General features: G+C 57.3%; 19 protein-coding genes. 8 read left to right on the plus strand and 11 right to left on the minus strand.

The genetic code is table 11. The features are described from left to right. Positions 1-21: 21 nt before the first annotated feature. From FH061_RS11485 to FH061_RS11500, 4 genes are all read right to left on the minus strand, one after another. Positions 22-5637: an AAA family ATPase gene (locus FH061_RS11485; protein WP_151635963.1), complete on the minus strand. Its 5616-nt coding sequence runs from the start codon at positions 5635-5637 to the stop codon at positions 22-24. Then, a complete protein-coding gene (locus FH061_RS11490; protein WP_151635964.1) occupies positions 5634-6026 on the minus strand; it encodes a response regulator in 393 nt (130 codons plus the stop codon). Before FH061_RS11490 ends, FH061_RS11485 begins: the two co-directional genes overlap by 4 nt. 236 nt (positions 6027-6262) lie before the next feature. Then, entirely contained in the window at positions 6263-6550 is a 288-nt protein-coding gene (locus FH061_RS11495; RefSeq protein ID WP_151635965.1) for a XapX domain-containing protein, read from the minus strand. Positions 6551-6635: 85 nt separating this feature from the next. After that, the gene (locus FH061_RS11500; protein WP_151635966.1) at positions 6636-7319 is read right to left on the minus strand and encodes a hydrolase; all 684 of its coding nucleotides are present in this window, start codon (positions 7317-7319) and stop codon (positions 6636-6638) included. 340 nt (positions 7320-7659) lie between these two features. On the opposite strand from FH061_RS11500, the gene FH061_RS11505 reads away from it, so the two are divergent. The 5 genes from FH061_RS11505 (at position 7660) to FH061_RS11525 (ending at position 13442) form a co-directional block, all read left to right on the plus strand. Continuing rightward, entirely contained in the window at positions 7660-9507 is a 1848-nt protein-coding gene (locus FH061_RS11505; RefSeq protein ID WP_151636067.1) for an amidohydrolase, read from the plus strand. A 9-nt stretch (positions 9508-9516) separates the two neighbouring features. Continuing rightward, positions 9517-9963 carry a DoxX family protein gene (locus FH061_RS11510; RefSeq protein WP_151635967.1) on the plus strand — a complete coding sequence of 149 codons (447 nt, stop codon included), beginning with the start codon at positions 9517-9519 and terminating at the stop codon, positions 9961-9963. 39 nt (positions 9964-10002) lie between these two features. Beyond that, positions 10003-11637 (plus strand): MFS transporter, encoded by a 1635-nt coding sequence (locus FH061_RS11515; protein ID WP_151635968.1) that lies wholly within the window; start codon positions 10003-10005, stop codon positions 11635-11637. Positions 11638-11760: 123 nt separating this feature from the next. Next, positions 11761-12495 carry a response regulator transcription factor gene (locus FH061_RS11520; protein WP_151636068.1) on the plus strand — a complete coding sequence of 245 codons (735 nt, stop codon included), beginning with the start codon at positions 11761-11763 and terminating at the stop codon, positions 12493-12495. 137 nt (positions 12496-12632) lie between these two features. After that, on the plus strand, positions 12633-13442 hold the full coding sequence (locus FH061_RS11525) for a response regulator transcription factor (protein ID WP_151635969.1): 810 nt from the start codon (positions 12633-12635) through the stop codon (positions 13440-13442). Between the two features lie 181 nt (positions 13443-13623). Here the strand turns inward: FH061_RS11525 and FH061_RS11530 are convergent, their stop codons facing one another. Both FH061_RS11530 and FH061_RS11535 read right to left on the minus strand, forming a co-directional pair. Further along, positions 13624-15141 (minus strand): catalase, encoded by a 1518-nt coding sequence (locus tag FH061_RS11530; RefSeq protein ID WP_151635970.1) that lies wholly within the window; start codon positions 15139-15141, stop codon positions 13624-13626. An 18-nt stretch (positions 15142-15159) separates the two neighbouring features. Beyond that, complete coding sequence (locus FH061_RS11535; RefSeq protein WP_225984612.1) at positions 15160-16155, minus strand: alpha/beta fold hydrolase; 996 nt, start codon at positions 16153-16155, stop codon at positions 15160-15162. 439 nt (positions 16156-16594) lie between these two features. Here FH061_RS11535 and FH061_RS11540 point away from each other — a divergent pair, with 439 nt between their 5' ends. Genes FH061_RS11540 through FH061_RS11550 form a run of 3 tightly spaced genes read left to right on the plus strand, consistent with a single transcriptional unit; the run spans position 16595 to position 20218 of the window. Continuing rightward, positions 16595-17344: a response regulator transcription factor gene (locus tag FH061_RS11540; protein ID WP_151635972.1), complete on the plus strand. Its 750-nt coding sequence runs from the start codon at positions 16595-16597 to the stop codon at positions 17342-17344. A 59-nt stretch (positions 17345-17403) separates the two neighbouring features. Then, on the plus strand, positions 17404-19788 hold the full coding sequence (locus FH061_RS11545; RefSeq protein WP_225984624.1) for a PAS domain-containing protein: 2385 nt from the start codon (positions 17404-17406) through the stop codon (positions 19786-19788). Positions 19789-19825: 37 nt separating this feature from the next. Further along, entirely contained in the window at positions 19826-20218 is a 393-nt protein-coding gene (locus FH061_RS11550; RefSeq protein WP_151635974.1) for an OsmC family protein, read from the plus strand. A gap of 35 nt (positions 20219-20253) precedes the next feature. Here the strand turns inward: FH061_RS11550 and FH061_RS11555 are convergent, their stop codons facing one another. From FH061_RS11555 to FH061_RS11575, 5 genes are all read right to left on the minus strand, one after another. Continuing rightward, entirely contained in the window at positions 20254-21159 is a 906-nt protein-coding gene (locus FH061_RS11555) for a LysR substrate-binding domain-containing protein (RefSeq protein WP_151635975.1), read from the minus strand. 70 nt (positions 21160-21229) lie between these two features. After that, positions 21230-22393 carry an acyl-CoA dehydrogenase family protein gene (locus FH061_RS11560; RefSeq protein WP_151635976.1) on the minus strand — a complete coding sequence of 388 codons (1164 nt, stop codon included), beginning with the start codon at positions 22391-22393 and terminating at the stop codon, positions 21230-21232. Positions 22394-22396: 3 nt separating this feature from the next. Then, complete coding sequence (locus FH061_RS11565) at positions 22397-22786, minus strand: cupin domain-containing protein (RefSeq protein ID WP_151635977.1); 390 nt, start codon at positions 22784-22786, stop codon at positions 22397-22399. Further along, positions 22783-24018, minus strand: a complete 1236-nt coding sequence (locus FH061_RS11570; protein WP_151635978.1) for a CaiB/BaiF CoA transferase family protein — start codon at positions 24016-24018, stop codon at positions 22783-22785. The genes FH061_RS11565 and FH061_RS11570 overlap by 4 nt, the downstream gene beginning before the upstream one ends. Positions 24019-24038: 20 nt before the next feature. Beyond that, positions 24039-25001 carry a Bug family tripartite tricarboxylate transporter substrate binding protein gene (locus tag FH061_RS11575; protein ID WP_151635979.1) on the minus strand — a complete coding sequence of 321 codons (963 nt, stop codon included), beginning with the start codon at positions 24999-25001 and terminating at the stop codon, positions 24039-24041. Between the last annotated feature and the right edge of the window lie 288 nt (positions 25002-25289).

Raw genomic sequence — 25289 nt, forward strand, 5'->3', positions numbered from 1 at the left:
AGGCAATGTTCCTGCGTTATTTCATGGCGTCGAAGGTCGCGCGACCTCGTGCTCCGTCCGCGATATCGGCAGTGTCAACTGGAAGATACTGCCGTAGGGAATTGCCGGGAGAGCTTGAAGCCGACCTTGATGTGCCTCCACAATTGAACGCGAGATTGCAAGTCCCATCCCCATACCCGCTTGCTTGGTGGTATAGAACGCTTCGAATACCTTTGACATTGCCTCCGCACTTAAGCCAACACCGGTGTCTGCAACAGCGACCATGATGTGGTCATTGTCCGGGTTGTCGGAATAAATCGACAGCACCCGCGGCCGGCCTTGCAGCTCGCTCATCGCCTCTACGGCGTTCACCACCAGATTCAATAACACCTGTTGCAGCTGGACGCTGTCGCCATTGACAGTGTGCGCCCCGGCGGCCAGCGACAGCTGGACAGAGACAGTTCGCCTTTCGATGTCACTACGGGCCAGGGTTACGATGTGACGAACAATGTCATGCAAGTCCAGCTGCTCCATCACCGGCGCGCTATTGCGGGTCAAGGCTTGCAGGCTATGGATGATATGGCCCGCCCTGCCTGCCTCGCTCACAATTTCTTCCAGCCCGGCAAGTACCTCGCCGAGTTCAGGCGGGTTCCGCTTTAGCCATCTCAAACTGGCGCCGCCATTTGAAACGATAGACATCAGAGGCTGGTTGATCTCATGCGCGATCGAAGCCGTAAGCTGCCCTACCGTCGTTATACGGGCAACTCTGGCAAGCTCCGCTTGCGATATGCGCAAGGCGTCCTCATAGCCGCGTCGTTCGGTAATATCAGTGACGGTGCCGACGAAATGCCAGACGTCGTCTTCCCCGGTGGCGACCTTGCCGACGCCGGATATATAGCGAATGCCGCCATCCGGGCGGACAATCCGGTATTCAATGTGAAAGGGCTTCTGCTCTTCCGTGCATAAGCGGAGCGTATCGACCACGACCGACCGGTCATCCTCATGGATATAGGAGAGGAAATCAGACAAGGACAACAGGCGCTGGTCTGGATCACGGCCGAAAATCCGGCACGCCTCGGCGGACGCGCTGACAATGTCTTGCGATGTATCCCACTGCCAGCTACCCGTATGCGAAATCTGCTCTCCAAGTTCCAGCGTGGCTTCACTCGCGCGCAGGGCATTTTCAGCCCTTTGACGCTGATGGTTTTCCTCGACCAGATCAGCATAAAGCCTGGCAATTTCGAGCGAGATGGCGGCTTGCGCGGCAATGACTTCCAGTACCTCTACGTGTTCCTCGGTGAAGGCATCCGGCCGGTGGCAATTTTCAAGATACAACACACCAACCAGTTCTCCCCTTTTTACCAGGGGAATACACATCGCAGCACATTGCGGCTTGTGCTGCAAGTAGGGATCCAGCTGAAACGCGCCCGGGTGCAAGCTTCCCGCATAGTGTGACCCCTTGAGACTGCGTATCGTGGTGTGCAGCATCGAAAGCGGCAGGTCGCTATCCGTCGGCGGCTTCTGCGCTATTTCAACCTCTACGCCTGTCAGCGAGGTCGCTGCACGGGCCGCGATCACCGGCGCTCCTCGTTGACAGCGGATGAGAAGGCCGCGTTGTGCGCCTGCATGTTCGATAGCGATCGTCATCAGGACCTTGACCAGACTCTCCAGGCGTATTTCCTCCGACAATGCACGGATGTACCGCAACACGCTGAACATTTGCCAGCCCTCTTCGCTACCGACGATGGCTGCTTTCGCATGGAGCGCGCCAACGTTTCTATATAGCTTGGGATATTCCTGCTCCAGTCGCTTGACCTTTGCGATCGCTCCCCAGTTACGATAAGCATTGCGCGCACCGTTCAAGTGCGCCTCCGCCGAAGTTTGCAAGCCGGATTCCAGGCAAAAGCGTGCTGCAAGTTCATGCGCATAAGCAGCATACTGCAGAAATCCTTGTGATTCGGCATGCCCTATCGCCTCGCCATACAGCTTCTGCGCAGTCCAGGGATTTCCACTTATCCTTTCCATTTCAGCCGCAACCAGCGCCCGCTTGTCGGAGAAGTTTTGCGGGTTGATGCTGGCCCAATGCGCGATCTTGTCGTAATGAGGCTGCATTCTTCGGCGGATATTGGCTGAATCATGCGAAGCGGCTCCATCCGCGGCAAGGATCAATGCGGAAAACAGATGGAAATCAAGCAGGTGGATATGACCCGGTGCCGACCATGCCCGGGTTTCCGCTTCGGCAATGCAAGTCGATGCCTGATTGAACTCGCCCGCAAGGTAATGGCTGATGGCTTTGTAGAGCCAAAACCAAAACACCAAGGTGGAGTTGCGGTCCTTGCCAGGCCCGATGAGATCATCCAGATCCGATAGCTTCAGCCCGTTCCCGGTGTATTGCGTGCCTCCCGCCTTTCTCAGGTTATCGATAAAGCGGATCTGCATTATCAGGATGGATTCAATATCCTTGTATCCGGCCTGGCGTACGAATGCCAGGCCACGTTCGGCTTCGGATAGGACTGCATCGAGCTGATCTCCCCGGGCAAGGATATAGGCGACCTGCTGACAACAATGAAAGCACGCCATGGTGATATCCCCATGGGCCACGCCTGCGTCAAAGCCGGCTTTCGTGCACTCGACCGAGAAAGAAAATGGCTGTGTCCAGACACCGAGCTGGGCCAGCTGTATGCGGGATTTTGCTTCGAAAGCCACATACTGGTGCTGCGCGACGAGAGCCTGCGCTAGCTGGCCGTAATGAAAGCCCTCGTGGTACGCATTAAAGCGTTGGGCCACCATGATGCCGAAGCCACCCAGGGCCATCGTTGCGGCGCCTGTCATGCCCGACTTCAGCGTCAATGCGAGCGATTGGCAAATTTGCATGAAATGCAGCCGTTCATCCGTAAAGGCTGCGCCCATCGACAGTACCGCCAGCAAAGACATTGCCGCTTCGGTCTCGGCATTCTGCATCTGTGGCAAGCTCAGTAGCGCGTCTCCGGGATGCTCGGCAAGCTTGCTCAGGATTGCGCGGTAAGCGGCTTCACAATCGTCCTGTGAAGGTTGCCGTTCAATCTGTATTCCAAAGTTTCGCAAACCTTCGAGGGCAACGTCTACCGAATGCGTGATCTCGGAACGCCGCAGGTGGATCTCTGCCTTCATTCGGTACGCCGCCAATCTGTTCCCGGAGGGTGACGCGATGGAAAGCAGGTGGTCAACCACTCTACCGGCTTCGTCGAGATTTCCAGTGATGAGCAGGCAGTCCGCCTTCTCCAGCTTCAACGAGCATGCGAGCTCGGGAGAAAGCTCGGCATATTCATGAACCAGACCGAGCGCTGTATCGATGAAAGTCAGCGCAGATTCATACGCGATAGTGCGTTTTGCCTTTTGCGCCGCCAGTAATCCACACCTTGCGACATGTTCGCGCTCGCTTCTTTGCACGATGAGCGGCGACGCGATTGCCAGGTGATCAAACGCCTTGAACAGCTCCTCGTCGTGGCCGCTTTTCATGGCATCGTCCAGAAGCAGGCTTCCAATGAGAAGGTGAAGGTTCAAGCGCCGCTGCTCGTGAATGAGCAGATATGCTGCCTCTTGCACTCGATCATGACAGAAGCTGATCGTATCCCTGGAGAGAAAGACCACCTCCGCGTCTATTGCCGGCTCCAGCAGTTCGCCCACCTCGGCAGCGGTCACGGAAGACAGTCTCGCCAGGACCTCGATTGTGCTTTTCCGACCAAGGCAGGCAAGCATGCCCAGGATGGTCTGGGTCGGCGCCGGCATGCGTGACAAGCGTTCGAGCACCAGAGCGGCGACATTATCGGTGTAGCCGCGGCTACATATTGCAGCCAGGTCAAAGCTCCATACGGCAGAAGCTGAATCAAACACAATCAGTCCATCATCCACGATGGCTTTCAAGAACTGTTTGACGAAGAAAGGGTTCCCGGCGGTCTTCTCATACACGAGTGAAGCAAGCTCACGCACCTCCCTCGTGTTCTGCCTCAATACGTCGGCAACCATGCGCTCTACCGCTTTACCGTCCAGTCCGACCAAGCTGACTTTATGCACCGCCGTCGCTTTTGGCTGCAGCTCACTGATCAGCGAGTCAAACGGCGCACCAGCCATGACTGCATCCTCCCGGTATGAAAGGATCAACAATAAAGGAATGTCCTCGCCGCAATTCATCAGATACCCGAGCAGCTGGACCGACGGCTGGTCCATCCACTGGACATCGTCGATCACCAGCACCAAAGGCCGACTCGGCGAGGCAAGCGCGCTGAAAAGACTCTGCATGACTGTGCGAAACCTGTTTTGTGCTTCCAGCGCGGGCAGGTCCGGAACAGGAGGCAGGTCGCCTAGCAGGTATCGGAGCGCCGGGATCAGGTTTAACGCAAGGGCCCCGTCCGCGCCGAGTCGCTGCAGCAGTCGGTTACGCCAGAACAGCAGCTCGTTATCCGGCTGGCCGATGATGCGCATGATCAGGCTTTCCACCGCCTGCACAAGAGGAGCATAGGGCAAGTCTTTGCTATATTGGTCGATCTTCCCCGCAGCTACGCATGTGTTGCGAAGGCTTAGTTGGGAGAACAGGGATGCGAGCAACGCGGATTTGCCAACACCGGACTGGCCGTGAACGATCGCCAGGGTACGCGTGCGCGATATCTCGACCTGGTCAAATGCCGAGAGCAAGACTCCCAGACTGTCCTCCCTGGAATACAATTTATTCGGGAAGATGAGTTCCGCAGCCATTTCCTGCATGCCAAGCTGAAATTCATCAATCCGCCGCGCCTGGTTCCAGCTGCGACGGCAGCGCCTCAAGTCACGTTCAAGCCCGGCCGCAGTTTGATAGCGATTCTCGGGATTTTTATCCAGGAGCTTCAGGACCAGCAAGGAAAGCTGCTTGGGAATTTCAGGGAAGAGAGCGTGCGGAGCCATCGGCTCGCTTGCCAGATGCTGGTGAATCCATTCGGCGTTTTCAGCATCACTGCTCAAATTGAAAGGCAGGAGTCCGGTCAGAAGCTCATAAAACACCACGCCAAGCGAATACAGATCGCTACGCACATCGACTTTATGCTTTGTACGGCCGGTATGTTCCGGCGAAATATAGGCGAAGGTCGTACCGATTAACTTCGATTGCTCTTGTTGTCTGGTATTCGGGATGCGCCACGCCGTACCGAAGTTACGTATGCGACAGGTCCCGTCCCGATGAAGCAGAATCGTAGAGGGCTTCAGATTATTGTGTTGCAGTCCGGATGCATGCATGTGCCTTATCGCATTTGCTATCGGCATCGCATGCTCGAAAAAGACATCGATATCGAGCAACCGGAAACTGGTCTGATCAAGAGAGATGACATCGAGATCGCCATAAACGAGAGACAGGCGGCCGTCCTGCAAGACGGTTTGCTGTGGCACGAGCGCCCATGCAGGATCCAGGGCTTCCCGCAATCCATACTCGTTATTCAGATGAAGGCCTGCGTCGATTCCCTCCGAAGCAGTCGCAGCCTGCGCTACCAGGACCGTGGTCGACGAAGATCGGTGGCGCCCGCGGCAAAACGCAAGCACCCCGTCATGCAGCAGCAACTCCAGCTTGAAATCGTCAAGCGAACCATAGATTTTGCTTTCTCGGACTTCAGACTCCGTGCCGTGCCCGGAAGCCGGTGCAACCCCATTCATCATCGATTCCTTCGTGCCTCCAGGACTGCCTCAATATCACCCAAAAGCGCATCCACGTCGATCGGCTTTGAACGAAACGCGGCGGCACCAGCGCCCATGGCTCGCTTTCGAACGCTTTCATCACCATAAGACGATACGAAGATCACCGGCACGAAAAGTCCGGAAGCGGCAAGACGACTCTGTATTTCAAACCCATCAAGCCCTCCCAACTTGATATCCAATATCAGAATATCAATATCCGCACGCTGTCCGCACTCCAGAAGCGCTTCCCCTGAGGCAAAGCACTCGGTCTTATAGCCGGCTGATTTTAATAGATTACTCAAGCCTCTTCTGACCGCGCGCTCATCATCGACGATACCGATAAGGCACTGCGAAAGGGATGGGTCACACATGCTATGCCTCTTATATCGGTATTGGCTATACAAGACTTCCAATATGTCCGCAAAAACGATCGATAATGATGACGGTTGGTTCAACGACAGCCGGCAAGATCAAGCACCACGAGTTGAAAATTGTAACGAGTGGCGCTGAAGCTTGAAATTTATTTCTCTCGAACATAAAGACGATGAGCCAAGCGGTGTGACAGATCACGCCGATTCGCCGCGGATAACTTCTTGACGGCAGCAGGTCAGCTTAGCTTTTTTTCAACGTCAGACGCTTCAGTCTGCCCAAAAGCCTTGACCGTGGCAGGCGGAGCCCCGGTAATTTTCGGAACACATTCGGTACGAAACCATGTCATGGTGATCGGCTCGCCGGCAACCATGCGCTTGACAGCGGGAACCACTTGCTCGCCCACAAGCATGCCAAGCAGCCCCAGCAGGGCGATGACCGGTGGCGCAGGTGAACGAACATTGAGCAGGGAATAAATGATCCCGACCAACGCACCGGTAGCTAACGATATCAGATAGAGCTTCATCGACGACTTCCTTTAGACGTGTTGACGCCTCGCCGAGGACCGCATTGCCGCTCCTTGGCGAGGCTATCCCGATACCCGAAGTAAATTAACGTGCGGGAACCGGTGCCAGTGTTTCGTGGTTGGAAGCGCGCTGCGGTGCCTTATGCACCATGGTGTATGCATAGTCGACACCCATGCCGTACGCGCCCGAATGCTCCCTGACGATATCCATCACTGCGTTATAGGTCTCCCTGTGAGCCCAGTCACGCTGCCACTCGAGCAGCACTTGCTGCCAGGTTACCGGTACCACGCCAGCCTGGATCATGCGCTGCATCGACATGTCATGGGCTTCCTTGGATGTACCGCCGGATGCATCCGCCACCATATAGATCTCGTAACCGCCTTCAAGCATTGCGCACAGAGCGAAGGTGTTGTTGCAGACCTCTGTCCACAGCCCGGAGACAACCACTTTCTTGCGGCCGTTCCTTGCGAGCGCATCGCGCACCTTCTGGTCATCCCAGGAATTCATCGAGGTACGCTCGAGCAGGGGAGCATCCGGAAACACGTTCAGCAGTTCAGGATAGGTATGGCCGGAGAAGCTTTCGGTTTCGACGGTTGTGATCGTCGCCGGGATGCCGAACACCTTTGCAGCCTTCGCCAGGCCAACAGTATTGTTCTTGAGAACCTGGCGGTCAATCGACTGAACACCGAAAGCCATCTGGGGCTGGTGATCAATGAAAATGATCTGGCTATTCTGGGGGGTCAGTACTTCCAATTTCGGATTTGTCATGGTCGGCTCTTATGTGTTTGATGTTTGCAATGTCACGCTCAGCCTGCTCCTATCAACGTCGTTACTTGCTGGCTTCTCCGCAGGTTGGCGGAGTCATCGAAAGAAACGGTAGATCGCAGTGGCTTTAGCCAGAGGCTGGCAAGCGCATCGAGGACCGGTCAGCCAGTTGCGTCGTGTGGACGACGCCAGAACTTAAGGTCGGAGCGAATTCTAAGTCGCCGGACAATCGCTGCATATTATCCAATCGGATAATAGACGACCTGAACTGGCGCTACGACAATGCTGCTACTTTGTGATTGCCAGGCCCGTCGATAGGAGTAATACAGTGAAATCTACCTTAATGCCCGATCTTATTTTGGTCAATGGCAAGTTTCGCACCCTGGATAGGCAGCGCCCCGTCGCCAGTGCCGTTGCCATTACCAATGGCAAGTTCTCCGAAGTCGGCGATACCGAAACCATCCTGCGAAACAGAAAAGGAAACACACCGGTCATCGATCTTGGCGGCCGAACCGTCATCCCGGGGCTGAATGATTCACATATCCACCTGATCCGCGGCGGCTTGAACTATAACCTCGAGCTGCGCTGGGAAGGCGTTCCCTCCCTTGCAGACGCACTACGCATGCTCAAGCGCCAGGCAGAAAGGACGCCGCACCCCCAATGGGTAAGGGTCGTCGGCGGGTGGTCGGAATTCCAGTTCGCCGAGCGACGCCTGCCGACGCTCGACGAAATCAATGCGGCCGCGCCCGATACGCCGGTCTTCATCCTGCATCTCTATGACCGCGCGTTGCTCAACGCGGCTGCTCTCAGAGCGGTTGGCTATACCCGGGACACACCGAATCCTCCTGGCGGCGAAATCCAGCGCGACGCCGCCGGCAATCCGACCGGCATGCTGATTGCGCGCCCCAATGCGATGATTCTCTACGCAACGCTGGCAAAAGGTCCGGCACTGCCGCGCGAGTATCAGGTCAACTCGACGCGCCAGTTCATGCGAGAACTGAACCGCCTCGGCGTGACCAGCGTCATTGATGCCGGCGGCGGCTTCCAGAACTATCCGGATGACTATGCCGTCATTGACGAGCTGGCGCGTGCCGGACAATTGACCCTGCGCGTCGCCTACAACCTGTTCACCCAGCGTAAAGGCGCGGAACTCGAAGATTTCCAGAAATGGACATCGATGATTCAACCCGGGCAGGGCGACGACTACCTCCGACACAATGGCGCCGGCGAAATGCTGGTCTTCTCGGCTGCCGACTTCGAGGATTTCCTTGAGCCGCGCCCGGACCTCTCCCCCGACATGGAACCCGAACTCGAACGCGTCGTTCGCCACCTCGTGGAACATCGCTGGCCGTTCAGGCTGCACGCCACCTACGACGAATCGATCAGCCGCATGCTGGATGTGTTCGAGAAGGTCAACCGCGATATTCCGTTCGACGGACTGCACTGGATGTTCGACCATGCGGAGACCATTTCGGAACGCAACATTGAACGCGTGCGCGCCCTCGGCGGCGGGATCGCGATCCAGCACCGGATGGCATTCCAGGGCGAGTATTTCATTGACCGCTATGGATTCAATGCGGCAAGACACACGCCGCCGGTTGCAAAGATGCTGGAGATGGGAGTGCCCGTCGGTGGCGGCACCGACGCCACCCGCGTAGCAAGTTATAACCCGTGGACAGCACTGTATTGGCTGGTGTCGGGCTGCACGGTGGGCGGAACCCGCCTGTACGACGCGGCAGGCAAGCTGTCGCGGGACACGGCCCTGGAATTATGGACCGCCGGCAGCGCCTGGTTCTCCTCCGAGCAGGATAAAAAGGGAAGAATCAAGGAAGGCCAGCTGGCCGATCTGGCGGTGTTGTCGGCCGATTTCTTCTCGATACCCCAGGAAGACATCAAGTCGCTGGAGTCCCTCCTCACCGTGGTTGGCGGAAAGATCGTGCACGCCGACGGCGAGTTCTCGGCCCATGGTCCGGAACCCGTACCGGTCATGCCGGAATGGTCGCCCGTTCGGGAAGTACCCGGACACTATCGCGCCGCGCCGCAAAGAAGCGCATCGCCGATGCCGCATTCCTGCGTTGGCGCGTGCGGCGTACACGGCCATGCGCACGACACGGCCAGGCGCTCCACGGTGCCCGTCACCAACTTCAGCGGCTTCTGGGGCACCCTTGGTTGCAGTTGCTTCTCCTTTTAATACACGCATATGAATCTCAAGACCACACACCCATCGCTGGCAGAAGCAGGTACGGATGCCGGCCTATTCTTTCTCCGCGTCGCCAGCAGTTTCATGCTGGCCTATGTCCATGGCTGGCCCAAGGTCATGAACTATGCACACGAGCTGACGGTGATCGAAGACCCGTTTGGATTGGGTCCCCATTTCAGCTTGTGGAGCGCATTGATCGCCGAAGTCCTCTGTCCGATCCTCATCGCGGCCGGATTTGCGACCCGCCTGGCATGCCTGCCGATCATTGCCGTACTTCTGGTATCCATGTTCGTCGTGCATCCCGCATGGACAATCGCTCAGGGTCAGTTCGGCTGGCTCCTGCTCATTATCTTCGTGGCGATCGCGCTCTGCGGTCCGGGACGGTTGAGTGTATCACTGCTCTCCTCCTTGCCATCAGCGCAAGCACGGCAGCGTTTCGGCGCGTGAAATCCTTCAGCCCGGTAGCAAGCATTCAACAGGTGGAACATGAAACAAGCTGCAGAGACATCGGTTAGCCCGGCAGGGGCGACCGCCAAGGAAACATCGCCGGCAAAGGCGAACGCATCGGCGTGGAGTCCCTTGAGCCATCCCGTCTTTCGCATGGTGTGGATCGCGACGGTCGCATCCAATGTCGGCACATGGATGCACGACGTCGGCGCCAGCTGGATGATGACCTCGCTCAACCCCGATCCGTTGATGATCGCGATGGTACAAGCCGCGGGCAGCCTGCCGATGTTCCTGTTCGCGTTGCCTTCAGGGGTACTCGCGGACATCGTCGATCGCCGCAAGTACATGCTGTTCGCGCAAGTATGGATGCTGGTGACCGCGGCCGCGCTCGGGGCGCTGGCTCTTGGCGGCCTGGTGACGCCCGGCGTGCTGTTGGGCACCACCTTCTTGCTCAGCATGGGCGCGGCGATGAGTGCCCCGGCGTTTCAGGCCATCGTGCCCGACCTGGTACCTAAATCGGACCTGCCCCAGGCGGTCGCGCTGAACTCCTTAGGCATCAACATCAGCCGGGCGATCGGCCCTGCCATCGGGGGTCTGGTACTGTCGTTCGCAGGACCGCCGGCAGTGTTCATGATCAATGCCGTGTCCGTTCTCGGCGTAATGTACACGCTCTATCGCTGGAAACCGACTGAGGTCAAGAAGCGGCTGCCTCCGGAACATTTTGTCCCTGCGATACGCACCGGAGTTCGTTACGTACGCTCCGCGCCGGTGCTGCGCATCGTACTTGCACGATCTGTCGCCTTCTTCCTCTTCGGAAGTGCCGGATGGGCATTGCTTCCGCTGGTGGCAAGGCAAGAGCTTGGCGTAGGCCCGGGCGGCTATGGCTTGCTGCTGACCAGCATCGGCCTGGGCGCGGTCGCCGGTGCCTTGTTCCTGCCAAAAATACGCGCGGCACTGGGCGCCGACAAGCTGGTCGTTGTATCGAGCCTGCTTTTCGCGTTGACCATGCTGGCCCAGGCCTACGTGCGTCATTTCTGGCTGCTTGCCGCATGCCTCTTGTTCGCAGGTTTTTCCTGGATAGCGGTCTTGTCCACCCTCAATGTCGGCGCGCAGCGAAGCACGGCAAGCTGGGTCAAGGCACGCGCGCTGGCGGCATACCTTACCGTGTTCTATGGATCCATGACGGCAGGTAGCGCGCTTTGGGGACAAACCGCCTCGATGCTGGGAGTCACAGCGACTTTCGTCATCGCCGCCATCGGCATGGCGGTCGCATCGGCGGCGGTGCTACGCTGGCGCCTGGATACCTCCCCGACGCTGGACTTGAGCCCTGCGGAGCTGGTGTCGCTGTCGTCGACGGAAACCGACCATGACCGCGGTCCTGTCATGATCAGCGTCGAATACGAGATCGACCCTTCGGAGGCGGATGCTTTCAGGAAAGCAGCGCGGGAACTGGAGCGGGTACGCAAACGCAGTGGCGCGCTTTCGTGGGGGCTCTATGAAGATAAGGAAAATCCCCGTTGCTACGTCGAGGTTTTCATCGTCGAATCCTGGCTTGAGCACCTTCGCCAGCATGAGCGTCATACAGTCAACGATCAGACCATCAAGGGCAGAGTCCATGCCTTCCATCGCGGTGCCGGAGCACCCGTGATCAGGCATCTGATTGCCCCCAAATAGACGCTCGGCGATGTTTCGATGGAGTTAAGGGTCCTTGTCCCATGCGAACTGCCATGAACGACCCTGGCTGGGAATCCAGGCGTTCTTCCTGCTTACTGATTCCGGAGACACGGCTTGGATCCGATGCTATCAAACGATTCGCTGCCTAGTGGCATGCATATTTTGCTGGTCGACGATGATCCAGGCATACAAGAGCTGATTGCAGATTATCTCGGTGACAATGGTATCCGTGTCACCGGATTAGCTGGCGGCCGGGGAATCGATGATGTGCTTTCCAGAGGATGCATCGATCTCATCATCCTGGACCGCAAATTGCCGGGTGAAGACGGCCTGCACATAGCGAGCAAATTACGAGAGGTTTCGTCCATCCCTATTCTGATCCTGACAGGATTGAGGGAAGAGGCGGATCGAGTCATGGGTCTTGAACTCGGCGCCGACGATTATCTTACGAAACCCTTTTCTCCCCGGGAGCTGCTTGCACGAATTCGCGCTCTCGTGCGCCGCACGCGAGCACACGCATCGATCGCGAGCGAATTGTCCAAGATCCGTTATTACCGTTTCTCCGGCTGGGAAATATGTGTTCGCTTGCGCAGCGCGACACTGCCGAGTGGAGATCGGGTTTGTCTTACCAATGCGGAATTCAATCTGCTTGCCGCGTTTCTGGCCTCGCCCCAGCGCCTGTTGTCCCGTGACCAGCTTTTAACCAAGTCGAGGCTGCGCAATGATGAAGTGTACGACAGGTCTATTGACGTTCAGATTGCCAGATTGCGGAAAAAACTGGCATTCGATGCTTCCGTTATTCGCACTGAACGTGGTACCGGGTATATCTTCAACGTTCCCGTGGAGGTCGCATGTTGAATAGATCGCTATCCAGCCCGTGAATTCGCCGCAGGGAAGGCAGAGGCTTTTGAAAATGGAGACGCATGCACGCATTGCCTCTGCAACCTCGGTCCCGTTGCTGATTTTGCATTATTTTTAGATCATATGAGAAACACATGTCTGCAATAGCCACCGAATCTCGCAGGTATTTTCTGGACCAGAAGAGCTCGGTAGAGCCGCAACCGATTACCAGTCCCTATTCCGCCAAAACCCACGTCCTGGTAGTCGAGGATGACGACGGCATGCGGCAAATGATCACGGATTATCTCGTCGATAATGATATTTGCGTCACCGGTCTCAGTAACGGCACCGGCATCATGGAGGCACTGGCAGATAAAGCCATCGACCTGATCATCCTTGATGTCAAGCTGCCGGGACAGGACGGGATGCAGATCGCGCGCAGATTGCGCGAGGCATGTACGATTCCGATCATCATCGTCACAGGTCTGAAGGACGAAGCCGACCGTGTCATGGGATTGGAGCTCGGTGCCGACGACTATCTCACCAAACCTTTTTCACCACGCGAATTACTGGCAAGAATCCGTGCCTTGCTTCGTCGAACCAAGGCCATGGAATCCATTTCCAACGGTCTTGCAAAAGTCCGCGGATACCGTTTTGGCGGACTGGAAGTCAGTGTGGGTCTTCGGCGCGCCACTTTTCCTGACGGTGCGACCGTGGACCTGACCAACAATGAATTCAATCTGCTTCTGGCGTTCCTGTCTGCGCCTCAATGCGTTTTGACACGTGACGACCTTCTCAGCAAATCCCGTTTACACAACGATGAGGTCTATGATCGTGCAATCGACGTACAGATCGGACGACTGAGGAAGAAGCTTGCGGCTCCCGGGAGTGTCACGTCGCAGCTTATCAAGACGGAACGTGGCTCCGGTTATGTGCTGACTGTACCTGTCGACATCATTAGATAGGCTGTGTACGTTGGCTTCGGGAGCCACCGGACAAGCTAGAGCGGTTTCACTCTGACCTGCCTGCTATCCCGGTCAGATTGCCGCCGGCACTGTGTTGTGACTCCTTCTCATGGCCTTGCCAAGTCGCCTCGTCACGCCTTATTCCAGCGGCAATCTGCCACGGCCCTGACTAGGCCGTGGCCTAGGCGAAGCTGGTGGCGTCGGCATTCAACTCGAAGCCGCTGTTCCTCACATAATGTGCGTGTACGCCCCGTTTTGTCAGGGCTGCGCATACGCCTGCCGCGTACAACGGGTCGACCTTCTGGAAAAGGCCGAGTTGTCTATGCAGGATCTCTTCCGGCACCTGACTCAACGGACCCGCCAGATTGTCAAACAGGCGCTGCTTCTCCTGGGCGTCCATCAATCGGAACAGATTGCCTGCCTGCTGGTAATCATCTTCCTGGCCTCGCCCGTCGTAACGGCCGGCGTGGCCGATGAGAGGCAGGCCTGGCTCGCCATGCCCCAATCCTGACGGCGACGTGCCTCGGGCATGAACATTATGATAGTTCGCTCCGGCGCCGCCGTTGCTGCCTGCCATCGCTCCATCACGCTGAAAATTGTGAAACGGGCATCGGGGAGCATTGACCGGCAGGTGTTGATGATTAGTGCCAACGCGATACAGCTGCGCGTCGTGGTAAGCAAACAGCCGTCCCTGAAGCATCTTGTCAGGCGAATAGCCCATGCCCGGTACGACGTTGGCTGGAGAAAAAGCCGCCTGCTCTACCTCGGCATGATAGTTGGCAGGATTGCGGTTGAGTTCGAGCAGGCCGACGCGCAATAGCGGGAAATCCGCGTGCGGCCAGACCTTCGTCAAATCGAACGGATTCCAGCCGGTGCGCGTTTCCCAATTTGCGAGCGCGGGTTCGGTAGCGATCTGGATGAAAACGTCCCATTGCGGATAATCGCCGCTTTCAATCGCGGAATAAAGGTCTCTCTGCGCATAATCCGGATCGTCGCCGCAAAGCCGCAGTGCGACTTCCTGGCTCAGGTTCTTGATTCCCTGCCGGGTTTTCAGATGCCACTTCACGTAGAAGCGCTCCCCGGTATGATTGATCAGGCTATAGGTATGGCTGCCGAACCCGTCCATGTGCCGATAGCCGTCCGGAATGCCGCGGTCCCCAAACAGCATCGTGACCTGGTGCAGACTCTCCGGCGCCTTGCTCCAGAAATCGAACATCATCGTGGGCGACTTGAGGTTGGTTCCGGGGTCGCGCTTTTGCGTGTGGACGAAGTCCGGAAACTTGACCGGATCCTTGATGAAGAACACCGGCGTGTTATTACCCACCAGATCCCAGTTGCCTTCCTCCGTGTAAAACTTGACCGCGAATCCCCGCGGGTCGCGAACGGTGTCCGCACTGCCCCGCTCGCCGCCCACGGTGGAAAATCGTACAAAGGTCTCCGTCTTTTTGCCCACCTCGTTAAACAGCTTTGCTTTGGTATATGGCGACAGTGACTGGGTCACGGTGAACGTTCCATACGCTCCCGATCCTTTTGCATGCACCACACGCTCTGGAATACGCTCGCGATTGAAATGCTGAAGCTTTTCGACGAGATGGAAGTCCTGCAGCAGCAGCGGACCGCGCCTGCCGGCGCTCAGCGAGTTCTGATCATCGGCCACCGGAATACCGGACGCAGTTGACAACGGAGACTTTGTAATCATGGAAATACGCCTTTAAAGTTATGCAGCCGACTTGTCTGCCGACTTCGCAAATTCGAGCAGATCCGCGTTCAGCTTTTCCTTGTGGGTATCCGTCAGACCGTGCGGCGCGCCTGGGTACACGATGAGCTTGGCGCCCTTCACCAGCTTGGCCGACATCAGGCCACTTGCCCCAATCGGCACGATCTGATCATCGTCACCATGGATGACCAGCGTCGGCACATCGAATTTCTTCAAGTCTTCGGTGAAGTCGGTCTCGGAGAATGCCTTGATGCAGTCATAGGTATTCTTGTGCCCGCCCTGCATGCCCTGCGCCCAGAAGGAATCGATCATGCCTTGCGATACCTTCGCGCCCGGCCGGTTGAAGCCAAAGAAAGGACCGCTGGCGATATCCTTGTAGAGCTGGGAACGGTCCGCGATCGACGCGGCGCGCAAGCCGTTGAACACATCGACAGGCAATCCGCCCGGGTTCGCGGCAGTCTTGAGCATCAGCGGCGGCACGGCCGAGACCAGCGCCGCCTTTGCGACGCGCTTGGTGCCGTGGCGACCGATATACCTTGCGACCTCGCCCCCTCCCGTGGAGAATCCGACCAGAATCGCGTTCTTCAGATCAAGCGTCTCCATCAGCAACGCCAGGTCATCGGCATACGTGTTCATTTCATTGCCATTCCATGGCTGGGTGGACCGGCCATGGCCGCGCCGATCATGGGCAATCACACGAAAACCATTGGACGCCAGGTGCATCATCTGAGACTCCCAGCTGTCGGAACTCAAGGGCCAGCCGTGACTGAATACGACGGGTTGGCCATTGCCCCAGTCCTTGAAATACAGTGTAGTGCCGTCTTTCGTTGTGATCGTGTTCATGGACTTCGCTCCTGTTTTTGCGGGTTGAATTTTTGCGTCAGGCTTATCCGCGCTTGCTGCCCCGGATATACCGAGGGCGGCCGCGGCTACAGCGCCCTTGAGAGCGGATCGGCGGGTGAGCGTGGCGGGTACATCGTTGTTGTTATTGGACATTTGATTCCTCGTTTTAGTGGCATTGACTTCATCCGCGGCTTTTTTGCTGCAGTGTCCAGATACTCGCAAAACGATGTTTCATTCTTATGCCAGCGGTATCCCGCAAGATGTCATTTGATATGTGAATGTTTCGTTAGTTACCAAGACGCGTTGCAATCGGCAATGACTCGAAGGAACACGGCCGGCTATCGTGCGTGCTTCGAGCGACATGATTATTTGTTCGACCGCTGTCTCCCCTTACTTAAAACTGACGCGGCGCATGCAGCATTCAGGAAGGAACGTGGCGGCGCGCCGGGGGAAGCCACTTCGCGGTTATGGTCTTGCCAGTTTTCACACGACCGAATATTTCAAATGACATATCCGAGGTCATGTCGGCCTAATTTGGTACGGCAGGAAGGTAATATTCCGGTTTCGCTTAAACGACGAACGGAAAGAGACTGTGAAAGAGGACGCAAACCCAGCATGGACTATGCGCGTGCTTGTTGTCGATGGCGATCCTTGCATCCGGCAGTTGGCTATTGACTGCCTGGAAGATAAAGGGATTCAAGTATGGTCGGCGTCGACCGGGCCGACCATGATGCAAGTTCTTAATCAGCAATCCATTGATCTGCTTGTTCTTGATGTGGACCTGCCGGATATCGATAGCAGGGTGCTGCTAAGGGAAGTTTATAAGAACTCGAACTTGCCCATCGTTTTCCTGACCGCTCGGAACCAGGAGGCGGCCCAGTCCCATGACAACATGCCGTTTGTCAGCACCTGCCTTGCCAAGCCGTTCTCTCCGAGCGAGCTGCTCGGTAAAGTCAGCGAAATGATCCAGGAGAATGGCTTGCCGCAGCCCGTTTCCAACGCGCTGCCGCAGGCCCTGGCTTACCGGTTTGCCGGGTGGGAGTTAAATCTGCGTACACGCCGCCTGTTCGCGCCAAACGGCGCAATCGTCGTTCTAACACAGATGGAGTTCGGCCTGCTCGCAACCCTCCTCGCTCATGGTGACGAATGTCTTTCCAGGAACCGACTGGTTTCGATTGCGTCTCTTTCAATGCCGGAAGATGAGCAGGAAACTGCGCTGGCTTTACACATCGAAGGTCTGCGCAAGAAAATAAATCCGCTGGATTCGCCGACCAACTTCATAGTGCATGAACCGCATCTCGGTTACCGATTCACCATCCGGCCCGAAGCGAGATTCGCATGACCTCTACGACAGGCACTACCATGAGGGCCGCGTCCGACAATACAGCCTTCTCGGGAAGGATGTGGTTTCTGAAGTCGGATGGATCCATGCAAGAATTAACCAAGGCATGGCAGGACTATACCGGCACGACCAGCACGTTCGAAAAGGGCGGCCGGTGGCAAGATGCATTGCACCCTCAGGATGTGGTGGTTGCTCATGCGACCTGGCAAAGTCTGATGGCGGGCAAGAATGCGGGCCAGTTCGAAGTACGGATACGACGCTGTGACGGCGCGTATCGCTGGTTTCTGATCCGCGTTACCCCGCGGTTTGACGCGCCCGGAGAAGTCCTTCAATGGCATGTGCAAGCCACGGACGTAGACGATTTGAAATGCGCGCAGTCGTTGCTGTCCGGCGAAAAGGTGCTTTTGGAGATGATCGCCAACGGCAGTTCCATGAGCGCCTTCCTCACCACGATGTGCGCCATCGTCGATCAGATTTCGCCCGACTCGCTGGTAACGATCGGTCTGATCGACGATCAGGAAAAGAGTCTCTCCCACACGGTCACACCCAATTTGCCGAAGAGTTTTTCCGAAGCCATCGACAGCGACGAGTTTGGTGCGGATGCTTTTCCCTGCGCGGCGGCGATAGACGATGGCGGCACGCTTTCCATTGTCGATATCGAGGCCGATTGCCAATGGCCCATCTACCGGGCACTGGCATTGAAACACGGCATTCGCGCGACCTTCATTACGCCGATTCGCGCCCCTGACGGCGAGGCGCTCGGAACCTTCAACCTGCATTCAAAACAGCCAGGCCATGCCAGCAGCCAGCAAAAAGCCATCATTGAGCAGTTCACGCACTTGATCGGCGTCGCGGTCAAACGCAAGAGAACCGATGCCGCCCTGCTGTCATTGCAGGAAAGGTTTTCATTGGCAACGCAAGCATCGGCGGAGGGTATCTGGGACTGGGATATCAGCAAAGATGAAATGTTCATATCCTCGCGGGCACAGTGCATCTATGGCCTGGAACCGGGACCGACAATACGCAGGCGTGAGGAGTGGCGCAGCATGATTACCCTGCATCCGGAGGACGTGGAACCGCAGCTGCGAATGATCAATGCCTATCTGCAAGGCACCGCGCAAGCTTATGACGGCGAATGGCGCATCCAGTCGAAGGCGGGCGAATACCGCTGGGTGCGTATATGCGGACTTTGCGTACGGGACGCCGAAGGAAAGCCGACGCGGCTCGCGGGCTCGGTCAGCGACATCGACACGCACAAACGTGTCGAAGCAGCCTTTGAACAATCCCGGCGCCTGGAAGCGCTTGGTACGCTGGCTGGCGGCATCGCACATGATTTCAACAACATCCTGGGCGTCATCATTGGTTATGGCGAAATGGCATCCGAAGATGTTGAAAGCGGGACTCGTCTTGCGCGTAACGTCGAGAGGATAATGCGTGCGGGAGAAAGGGGTAGAACACTGGCGGACCGCATTCTTTCCTTTAGCCGCAGCGGAATGACGGAGTACGTGAAGGTTCAGGTGGAGCCGGTCGTACGTGAAGCGATCGACCTGATGTGCGCCAGCCTTCCGGCCGATATCGTCATGGAGGCTCAACTGAGCGCAGGCAAGGCGGCGATGATGGGCGATCAGACGCAGATCCACCAGGTCGTGGTCAACCTGATGACGAATGCCGCCCACGCGATGAAATCGGGGGGAACGCTGACCATCATTCTGGATCTCAAAACCCTTGATTATTCCCACGTCGCCACAACCGGGGTCGTCGGCGCCGGCAAATACGTGGTGCTTCAGGTTGCAGATACCGGCACGGGAATGGACCCGGAGGTTCAAGGGCGCATCTTCGAGCCGTTTTTCACAACCAAGGAAGTTGGCCTGGGAACCGGGATTGGCTTGTCCCTTGTCCACAACATCGTTACCCAGTTTGGCGGCGCCATTGATGTCATGAGCAGTGTTAACCGTGGCAGCAGGTTCTCGATCTATATTCCTTATGCGGGCGATGTGGAAGACACCAATGCAGACAGCTTGTCTCCCCTGCAGAAAGGCAATGGCGAACGCATTCTGATCATTGACGACCATGAAGCCCTGCTGCTGTTGCATGCGGAAATCTTGTCCGATCTCGGATATGCCGTCTATAGCTTCACGTCCAGCACGATGGCACTGCAAGCGATCCAAGCCAATCCCGGTGATTTCGATGTGCTGATCACGGATGGGCGCATGCCGATCATGTCCGGCGCCGTGTTGATCCAGGAGGCACGCAAGGTGGCTCCGCGCATACCGGTCATCCTGATCAGTGGCTATATTGGTGAATCCTTGCAGCAGGCAAGCATCAACATGGAAGCTGATGTGGTGCTGAAGAAACCACTGAAAGCACGCGACCTGGCCGATGCAATGGCTAAAGTCTTACACAGGCCAGTACTGCAACCGCCTCTGGAAATACCGGCAACGTAGGGCTTGCATCATCGAACCCTTTTATTGGAGAAATCAAGTGGCAACCGTTCATCTATATTGTGACAGTGGTTATCAACAAATCGTAAGGACGCGGCATCACGAACTCAAAGCGGACGAGCCAGTCGCCCAAGGCGGAACCGACACCGGCCCGGCTCCCTATGAATTACTATTGGCGTCGTTGGCTGCCTGCACGGCACTGACGCTGCGCATGTACGGCGACAGAAAAAAATGGGAGCTGGGTCGCATTGAAGTGGACGTGAAGTTTTCAAGGGACGCCGACGGCACGGAAAACATGACACGAACAGTCCGCATCGGTGCCGCAATTGATGAGGAAAAGCGGCAGCGACTGGCCGATATCTGCGAGAAGACGCCTGTCACCAAGACACTCATGCGATCGCTTGCAATCAGCACCAGTGTTCAGATTGCCTAGAGGTGAACTTGCAACAGGCTATTTTTCCCGCCTCGTTACGCTTCCATCGCCCCATGCGGGGCCGCCAGCTTCTTGCCTGCCTCATCAAGGAAATACTGCAACGCAGGCGTCTTGCTTTCCGGGTTCCAGACAAGATATGCGGACGATACGGCATGCGCATTCGCTATCGGGACGAACCTTGCCCCCGCAATCGCAGAACGCGTTAATGACTGCGGTACGATCGACACCCCCAGCCCGTTTGCCACCAGCGCGGCGATAGTCAGCCATTGGCGGGCTGCAAAGCGTGTCTGGGGCTCGAACCCTGCGTGTCGGCAGATCGAAATGACGTTGTCATAATTGGCGGGAGAAACCTCGCGGGCAAACATGATGAACGGGCTTTCCGCGAGCTCCTTCAGTTCGATGTGCGTTCTTGTGGCAAGCACGTGAGTATCGGGCACGCAGCACACGAAAGGATCTTCGGGCAGGGCCAGTCCGCTCAATCCTTCAGGAACATGCGGCGTATTGATGAACCCGGCGTGGAGCTGCAGATGCTGCAGTCCTTCGATCTGTTCCATCGAGGATTGCTCGCGCAGCGTCACTTCGATACCTGGATGCTGGTCAATGAAGCCGGACACAATGCGCGGCACATGCCGGTACACCATGGATCCGGTAAAGCCGATATCGAGCCTGCCCAGATTGCCTGATGCCACTGAGCGAGCCGTATCGTTCGCAAGCTTTATCCGTTCAAGGATGGCTTGAGCCTCAATGTAGTACGCAGTGCCGGCCGGTGTCAGGGCGACGTGCTTGTTGTCGCGTTCGAACAGGCGGATGCCGAGTTCCTTTTCGAGTGACTGGATCGCGAAACTCAGCGGCGGCTGGGTGATGGCCAGCCGCAGCGCTGCCCTGCCGAAGTGCAGTTCTTCGGCAAGGGCAACAAAATAGCGCAAGTGCCTGAGCTCCATGAATCTCCTGAAATCGATGGGGTGTTGAAGTCATGGCGGATTGTGCTCCTCGAACGCGGTGCGGCAATCATCAATATGACTTGTCCAAGCCAAGTACCTTTTCCGCAATGAAGCACAGAATCAGCTGGGGACTGACCGGCGCCAGCCTTGGTATCCATGATTCTCTCAGATAACGCTCGACATGGTATTCCTTTGCATAACCCATGCCGCCATGGGTGAAGATCGCATTTTCACAGGCATGGAAGCACGCTTCAGCGGCAAGATACTTGGCTGAATTGGCTTCCGCCGCGCAAGGCCTGTCGGTATCGTACAAAAATGCAGCCTTCAACACCATGAGATTGGCCGCTTCCAGCTCCATCCATGATTTTGCCAGGGGATGCTGTATGCCCTGGTTCCGGCCGATCGGACGGTCGAATACAATGCGCTCTTTCGCATACTGCGCGGCCCTGCGCAGTGCCGCCTTGCCCAGCCCAATCGCTTCGGCGGCTATCAGGATGCGCTCCGGATTGAGGCCGTGCAGGATGTAGCTGAAGCCCTTGCCCTCTTCGCCGATCCGGTCCTCCACCGGAATGCGCAAGCCATCGATGAAGACCTGATTCGAGTCGACGGCTTTGCGCCCCATCTTTTCGATTTCCCGCACTTCCACATGATTGCGATCAAGGTCAGTGTAGAACAGCGACAAGCCATCCGTGCCCTTCGCCTCTTCGACTGGTGTCGTGCGTGCCAGCAGCAGCATTTTGTTGGCGACCTGAGCGGTGGATATCCACACTTTCTGCCCGGTCACCACGTAGTGGTCGCCGTGGCGTACCGCACGTGTCTTGAGCTTGAGCGTATTCAACCCGGTGTTCGGTTCGGTCACCGCGAAGCAGGCCTTGTGATGTCCCTGGATGAGCGGCGGCAGCCAGCGCTGCTTCTGCTCGTCGGACCCGAACACGACCACCGGATGCAGCCCGAAAATATTCATGTGCACTGCCGAGGCGCCCGATAGTCCGGCGCCGGTGCCGGCAATCGTCTGCATCATGAGCGCCGCTTCGGTGATGCCCAGCCCTGCGCCGCCATAGGCTTCCGGCATGGCAATGCCAAGCCAGCCGGCTTCACCCAGCGTGCGGTGGAAGTCGTCCGGAAAGGTGCCGTCGCGGTCCCTGGCGGCCCAGTATTCATCGTTGAACGGAATGCACAGCTTTTCAATTGCGCTCCGGATCTGCTCCTGCTCTTCACTCAGCATGAAATCCATCGACTACTCCTGCTTTGCGTCCGCGGTCCGCGCGTTGGATTCTGCATAAGGCGGGCTGTAGACAACCAGCACGCGTGCCGGCTGTTCGCTGGTAACGGTAAAGACATGCATCTCATTGGCTGGAAAAAAACAGGTGTCGCCAGGCTCCATGTCGAAGATTTCTCCACACACTTCAGCACGCGCGCTTCCTTCCAGCAGGTAGCACACCTGCTCGATCCCTGGGTGCGCATGGGGCAAGGCGCCGCCATTGCGCTCGATCACGCCAAGCACCACTTCCAGATGCTTGGCACCGACGTTCTCGGCGCCAATTAGGCGCCGGTTGAGTGTGCCGGTATGATTGGCTGGCGAGTAGCCGGGCGCTTCGCCGGCGCGTACGAGATATTTGTAACTCATTCACTTCGCTCCTCTGGGCGTGGATGACCGGCGCTGACACCGGCTGCCATCATCTGTTCAATTTCAAGCTGCGAGTAACCGGCTTCCGCCAGGATTTCGGCTGAATGCTCGCCGAGCTGCGGGGCCGCCGCGACGTCGGGGTCCGGTACGGTATGCGTCCAGGCCACCGGATTGCCGGTGATATTCAATGTGCCTTCTGTCGGGTGTTCCACCCTGCGCACAAACCCTGTCTGCCGAAGATGCGCATCCTCGAGCAAGTCCGCCGGCGAATTCATCGGCATGTTGGGGATGTCGGCACTGTCCAGCAGCGCCTGCCATTCGGCCGTGGATCTTTCCAGCATCAGTGCGCCAACTTCCGCATAGACCGCATCGATATTGGCGGCGCGCATGCCGTGGGTGGTAAAGCGCTGATCCTCGAAAAAGCGTTGCGGCGTGCCGATGGCGGCAAAGAAGTTGCGCCAGTGCTTGTCGTTGTAGATCAATACACAGAGGTAGCCATCCCGCGTCCGGTAAGGCCGTCGGTGCGTCGTGAGCAGGCGGGCGTACCCGGCTTCGCCTTGCGGAGGCTCGAACGATAATCCCGCCAGATGGTCTCCGAGCACGAATTGCGCCATTGCTTCGAACATTGGCACGACCACAGCTTGTCCGATGCCGGTCTTCTCGCGCGCATACAGCGCCGTTGTCACCGCATATACCGCATGCAAACCGGTGACCCGGTCGCCCATGGTGACAGGTGCATAGCAGGGCTGCTCGGAGCCATACCGCTGCATCAGCCAAGGCAGGCCAGTTGCCCCTTGAATAAGGTCGTCATACGCGGCCTTCCCCGCGTATGGTCCGTCCTGGCCAAAGCCGCAGCAACTGACGTGAATGATGCCCGGGTTGCGCTGCTTCACGGATTCATAATCCAGTCCGAGCCGCGCAACGGCCTGCGGCCGCACATTCGTGATCAGCACGTCGGCGCGCTCCGCCAGGCGTAGCACCGCGTCCCTCCCCTGCGGCTGCTTCAGATCCAGCACGAGACTGCGTTTGCCTTGGTTCGCATGAAGGAAGATATGCCCCATGCCCGGATTGCGCATCGGTCCGACGTGCCGCATGTTGTCGCCTTCCGGGGTCTCGATCTTGATCACGTCGGCGCCCAGCGCCGCCAGAATCTGGGTCGCATACGGACCCATGATCACGGATGTCATGTCGAGGATTCGGACGCCCGCGAGCGGGCCTGATTGCTTTGTCATTGCGTGATGGTCCTGACCTGTTATTCGGGCTGGATGCCGGCTTGCTTGATCAGGTTGCTCCAGTGATCGCGCTGGGCAACCACATACTTTGCGAAGTCTTGCGGTGAGGCCGAAGGCCCTACCTGGAAGCCTTGCGCAGACAGCTTGTCCTGCACTTCCTTGTCTGCCAGTACAGCAAGGATTTCAGTGTTGAGCCGTTCAACGATGGGTTTAGGCATGCCTGCCGGTCCAAGGATGCCGTTCCAGGATGTCAGGTCAAACCCCGGCACGGTCTGCGCTACCGGTGGCACGCTGGGCAACAGCTTCGAGGGGGCGGCAGTGGTCACCGCCAGCGTCTTGACCTTTTCTGTCTTGAGCATGGACATGCCGGACCCGAAATCCACGACATAAAAGTCGATCTGGCCGCCGATCAGATCCGTCATGGCTTGAGGGCTGGATTTGTACGGTACCTGCAGCAGGTTGATGCCGGCCAGCCGCTTGATCGTTTCAGTGGCCACCAGGGAAGTGCTGTTAGGAGTGCCATAGGACAGCTTGCCCGGATTGGCTTTTGCATAGTCAATGAATTCCTTGAGCGTCCGCACCGGAAGCTTCGGATTCACCACTACGGCGAACGGTAATTCACCCACCAGGGTAATCGGCGTGAAATCCTTCACGGGGTCGTAGCGCAGCGTCTTGAACAGGCTCGGGTTGGCGGAGTGCGAGGTGTTCGTTGTCATGATAAGCGTATAGCCATCCGGCTTTGCGCCAGCCACATGCACTGCCGCAATCTGGGCACTGGCACCAGGCTTGTTATCGACAACCACCGTCTGGCGCAAACGTTCACCGAGCTTTTGCGCGACTACGCGTGCCACCCCGTCCGTGCCGCTCCCGGCGGCGAAAGGAACCACCAGCGTGATTGGTCCGGTCGGATAGTTTTGCGCAAGCGCAGAACCTGCGGCAATGAGCAGTCCGATAGTTCCTGCAAGTCGAGGTATCAAGGCCATCGTTGTCTCCTGATTTGTTTTTCCGCTCCTTAATGGCGGTGGAGACATCATTGATTGGCGGTCGATACATGTCAAATCGTATATTTAACTGGTACGATCCAAAACAAGTATCGATGGATACCATCAGCTTCCACTTATCTTGAGGAATTTTTCCGTCCGGATCCGGCATGATGACATGCGGGGCGCATCCGGTGGCTCCGCAATGTCTGGTCCGATGCCACGGACTGGTAGTCATGGACCGAGCTCGACATCTGTAGAACTGCACAGGCTCGACGGAAACCGGCACCA

It is taken from the genome of Noviherbaspirillum aerium (genome assembly GCF_008929045.1).
Classification (GTDB): domain Bacteria; phylum Pseudomonadota; class Gammaproteobacteria; order Burkholderiales; family Burkholderiaceae_D; genus Noviherbaspirillum; species Noviherbaspirillum aerium.